Origin of the sequence: Rhizobium sullae, assembly GCF_900169785.1 — a bacterium.
In the GTDB taxonomy this organism is placed as follows: Bacteria; Pseudomonadota; Alphaproteobacteria; order Rhizobiales; family Rhizobiaceae; genus Rhizobium; species Rhizobium sullae.
Genome location: NZ_FWER01000133.1, coordinates 1 through 3,709, shown reverse-complemented (window position 1 = coordinate 3,709; position 3,709 = coordinate 1). Strand labels below are relative to the sequence as shown.

The following is a 3,709-nucleotide window of genomic DNA, read 5'->3' as shown; positions in this document are numbered from 1 at the left end:
CGGCGGTCTCCGAAGCCTGGAGTCTTGACGGCACAGTTGTGCAGCGTTCCGCGGATTTGATTGACGATAAGCGTCGCTAGGGCCTCGCCCTCGACGTCTTCGGCAACGACGAGTAACGGCATGTTGGCTTTCGCCACCGCCTCAAGCAGGCCGACACAATCGTTGAGCGCGTTCAGTTTGCGGTCGACGAGAAGGATTGCTGCCTCCTCCAGAACGATTTCCATCCGTTCGCTGTCGGTTACGAAATATGGTGACAGAAATCCACGGTCGAACTGCATTCCCTCGACGACATCGAGCACGGTTTCCGTTGTCTTGGATTCTTCGACCGTGATGACGCCTTCGTCTCCGACTTTTTCCATCGCGTCGCCGATCAGCGCGCCGATCGCCGCATCATTATGAGCAGAAATCGTTGCCACTTGAACCTTCTCAAGCCTTCCGGTGACTGGCTTGCTGTTTTCCCTGAGCCGGGCGACAGCGCATGCAAGGGCACGATCAAGGCCGCGTTTGATGTCGATCGCGCTCGCACCGGCAACGACGTTTCGCAAACCATCGGAGAATATTGCTTGAGCGAGAACCGTCGACGTGCTCGTCCCGTCGCCGACAATCTCGCCCGTTTTTTCTGCCGCCTGCCGGAGCATCCGAGCGCCAAGATTCTCCTCCGGATCCTTGAGATCGAACTCCTTTGCGATGGTCACGCCGTCGTTGCAAACGATCGGCGTTCCCCACTTCTTTTCAATCAGAACCGCCTTCGACCGGGGTCCGAGCGTCACGCGCACCGCGTCGGCGAGCTGAGTTGTGCCCTTAAGAATTTTCTCTCGCGCAGCTGAACGGAAAAGAACCTGTTTGTGTGCCATGACATCACCTCCGTTGGCCGACAGTATCGGCGATAAACGGCGTTAGGCTTTGATCCGGATCAAACTGACCGAGAGGCAAGAACCCTAAGTTCATTTGCGGTTCGAGGTGCCTCGGCATGGCAGTTGACCATGAGAGCGACACACGATCGAGTATTCAAGGCGGCGGAGGTAGATGTTGCTGACCTAGCTGAAAGTAGGAGGTGGTGATCGGTCCGATATACGGGCACTGGCTGTTTGGTGCAGCCGTTGGCATATTCGCGTATGCATATCTCTGCGAAGCCCATGGGCGGGTGGTCTGCACGGAGCGCGGTATAGCCGAAGCGGTTTTTGCTCTTGAGCATTCTTTCGATGTCGCCGGCGGGTCCGATCTTCGTGCGGCGACCTTCGGGCAATTTCGAAGAAGCCCGCTATGCTGATTTGACCCTACCTTCAGTGACACTTCATGAGGCCATCGCAGCACGTCGTGCGCTGCTGGCTGCTGATATCGACGTGGCTATGAGGGCCCGGGGCGCGGCGGCCTCCGCCGAGGCTGCCGACGTTGGCTACCTCACGCCAGTGCAGGGCGCGCTGTTGCAAGAGGCGATCGATGTCGCCGTTCTCCTGAACGCGCTGCGCGCACTGCGGATATCGCCGAGCATCGGATCGGCACGCGACCTGGGCTTGGGCTGAGGTGGCTCAGATGTCCGTATATTCACGTTTTGGCGTAAACTATTCACTCGTGTAATTTTGTCGAACCATAGGCTGAAAATCCATGCCGACGCTTCCCATCGATACCAAGCCACCTCATTCAGCCAGTGCAATGCCGGGTCCTCAGAGTGTCGCGCACTATCTCGTGAAGGCGGTTCCCACCGCCCGGCCGAACGAGAATGCCGGGGAAGTGAGCGAGCGGCTGACTGGCCACCGGTACGACGATGCGTCGCATGTCTTTCTCATGGCCGACGACCAACGACTTGTCGGTGTCATTAAGATTGGCGACGTTATCGCAGCCGCCCCTGCAGTGCCGCTCGTCGAACTGGCAACGAGGGTCAGTCCTCCCTTTGTGACACCCGCCACGAACCGCGAGGACGCGGCAAGTGCGGCGATTCGCACTGGTGTCTCCACGCTCGGCGTCTGCGATGCCGCTGGCCGCTTCATCGGCGCGGTGCCCGCATCTGGCTTGATCGAGATCCTTCGCGACGAACACCTCGAGGATATTCATCACATGGCGGGCATTCTCGGCAAATCGGAAGCAGCCAAGGCGGCTCTAACAGCATCGCCGCCTCGGCGGGCGCTCTATCGGCTGCCCTGGTTGCTGGTCGGCATGGCCGGTAGTGCGGTCGCGACTTGGATGATGACTCGCTTTGAGGCAACACTCACGGCCCAAATTGCCGTTGCATTCTTTATCCCTGCAATCGTGTATTTGGCTGACGCCGTCGGGACGCAATCGGAGGCCGTCGCGATACGCGCGCTATCGCTGACGGGCGCTGACCTCTTACCGCTGCTTGCTGGCGAACTTGGCACCGGTCTCCTGATCGGGATTACGCTCGGATCGCTTGCCTATCCGCTGGTCTGGCTAGCGTTCGGAAACATTGCTCTTGCCGCGACGGTCGCTATCGCCCTCATGAGTGCAAGCAGCGTCGCAACCACGATTGGCTTCCTGCTGCCGTGGCTGTTTTCCAAGCTCGGCTACGATCCAGCGTTCGGCGCCGGGCCGCTTGCAACGGTAGTTCAGGATGTGTTGTCGCTGGTGATCTATTTCCAGATCGCGTCGGCCTTGGTGTTTTGATGGGAGAGCCCCTTATATGTTAGGCCCGGCGCCGTCCTGTATTGAAGTCGCCGCGAGCCAAGTGGTGTCACATCTCCCTCTTTGGCAATCTGGTCGGCATCGCTGCGACCCAGTTACCCCCTAGGCCGATGCCTTCCAGGCCAAAAAAGAGGCTGACTCCGAGAATTGCTGCGTCGCATGTGACAAGGACGAACGCCATCCAGGGCCTGAACCAGCGGCGGAGAACCAGGAGGAACGACGCGACACCGAGGGCTAGAAATGCCCCAACGGTGATCAGCGCCGTCAAACGAACTTCGATCAGTTGGGACTCTTCAGTGACCGCAGCCGTCCCGGAGAAAACAAGGAAACCACTCGCGAACAGGATGAGGCCCAAAGTGATCCGAACCCATCCGATCGTATATTCGGCCTCAATCTCCGATTCGCGGAACAGCCTTTCGACAGAGATGCTCGTCAGGACCGAGCGGCCCGCATCGGATCGATAGGCATTCCGTTGAAAAATCCTCATCAACAAACCCCTCCCACGGACAATAGCTTACCCCGCCGGCAAGCGCGGTGAGGACTGCTGCTGCTTCATACCATAGCTCGGTCAACCAGGGACGGGTGGTCTAGGATTCCATCGAGACAGTGGTAAATGAAGCAGAAGCAAAGCGACGTGTNCTCGGTCAACCAGGGACGGGTGGTCTAGGATTCCATCGAGACAGTGGTAAATGAAGCAGAAGCAAAGCGACGTGTCGGACCCCAGATCACGCAAGCAAGGGCAATTTTTGCTGCTTCGGGCGGTAATCTTGCTGTTACAGGCCGTCGGGCCCGACGCAGTCAAGCATTTGATGCGGATCAATGCAGTCATCCATAGATACCGTCAAACTGCATCGGTGTTGAGTGGGAGGTTAGGCTATGCGGAGATCCTCGGCTGTTCGACGAGTTCACCTGAGTGCCGGAGTCGTGGGGTTCCTAACGATTTTGACGTTCTGGGTCTCGACGGTGGTGTCGGAATTGTCTGGCAATCAGGTTGTAGTTGTTGCTGTCAAAAATGGCATTCTCTGGGGAATGTTGATTCTGATACCTGCGATGATCATCGTCGGCGGAACCG

The 3,709-nt window shown here is 58.2% G+C and carries 3 protein-coding genes and 1 pseudogene; 2 read left to right on the top strand and 2 right to left on the bottom strand.

The genetic code is table 11. The annotated features are described in order from the left end of the window. Nucleotides 1-854: chaperonin GroEL (gene groEL / locus BN1800_RS39135; RefSeq protein WP_143534262.1), on the bottom strand; the 854-nt coding region annotated here is incomplete at its 3' end. A 366-nt stretch (nucleotides 855-1,220) separates the two neighbouring features. Between groEL and BN1800_RS39130 the strand changes: the two are divergent. Both BN1800_RS39130 and BN1800_RS39125 read left to right on the top strand, forming a co-directional pair. Further along, nucleotides 1,221-1,523 (top strand): annotated as a pseudogene (locus tag BN1800_RS39130) (hypothetical protein); the annotation flags it as partial. An 82-nt stretch (nucleotides 1,524-1,605) separates the two neighbouring features. After that, the gene (locus BN1800_RS39125) at nucleotides 1,606-2,619 is read left to right on the top strand and encodes a magnesium transporter (RefSeq protein WP_244564823.1); all 1,014 of its coding nucleotides are present in this window, start codon (nucleotides 1,606-1,608) and stop codon (nucleotides 2,617-2,619) included. A 67-nt stretch (nucleotides 2,620-2,686) separates the two neighbouring features. On the opposite strand, the gene BN1800_RS39120 is transcribed toward BN1800_RS39125, so the two are convergent. Then, a complete protein-coding gene (locus BN1800_RS39120) occupies nucleotides 2,687-3,124 on the bottom strand; it encodes a hypothetical protein (RefSeq protein ID WP_179214029.1) in 438 nt (145 codons plus the stop codon). Nucleotides 3,125-3,709: the final 585 nt, after the last annotated feature.

Bases quoted from the DNA above. Each gene is read 5' to 3' on its own strand.
- BN1800_RS39125 (WP_244564823.1), top strand. From the start codon at position 1,606: ATGCCGACGCTTCCCATCGATACCAAGCCACCTCATTCAGCCAGTGCA.
- BN1800_RS39120 (WP_179214029.1), bottom strand. From the start codon at position 3,124: ATGAGGATTTTTCAACGGAATGCCTATCGATCCGATGCGGGCCGCTCG.